Source organism: Roseburia faecis (genome assembly GCF_001406815.1).
Lineage (GTDB): Bacteria > Bacillota > Clostridia > Lachnospirales > Lachnospiraceae > Roseburia > Roseburia faecis.
This window is the reverse complement of the sequence record NZ_CVRR01000083.1, coordinates 1-391: the sequence shown is the minus strand read 5'-3', so window position 1 is coordinate 391 and position 391 is coordinate 1. Positions and strand designations below refer to the sequence as shown.

General features: G+C 34.5%; 1 protein-coding gene. It reads left to right on the top strand.

The genetic code is table 11. The annotated features are described in order from the left end of the window. Nucleotides 1–119: 119 nt before the first annotated feature. Nucleotides 120–391: transposase (locus M72_RS17410; RefSeq protein WP_465231350.1), on the top strand; the 272-nt coding region annotated here is incomplete at its 3' end.

The following is a 391-nucleotide window of genomic DNA, read 5'->3' as shown; positions in this document are numbered from 1 at the left end:
CCGCATAAATACGGCATTTTTTGTTACCAAATTAAAATAACTCCTCACCGGATATGGTATAATAGAGTTGACTAAAAACTACAAACCATGTACCCAAGAAAGGAGTTATTCTGATACATATGATACCATATAAACAGCTTTCTTTGGCAGATATTTTTCAAGATTGCCAAAATAAATTTAATAATGACAAGCCTGCATTTCTTTCTCTATTAGAAACCCATATCGATATTGATGAGTTTATTCCGATTTCTTTTAGAAATCATTTCTATGCATCAACGGGAAGATCCCGTAAATACCCTTTACGTGCTTTCCTGTGGGCTTTGATTATCCAACGTATCTTCTCAATCCCTACAGACCAGCTTCTTTTAACTTTTCTGGTTTACTCGAAACC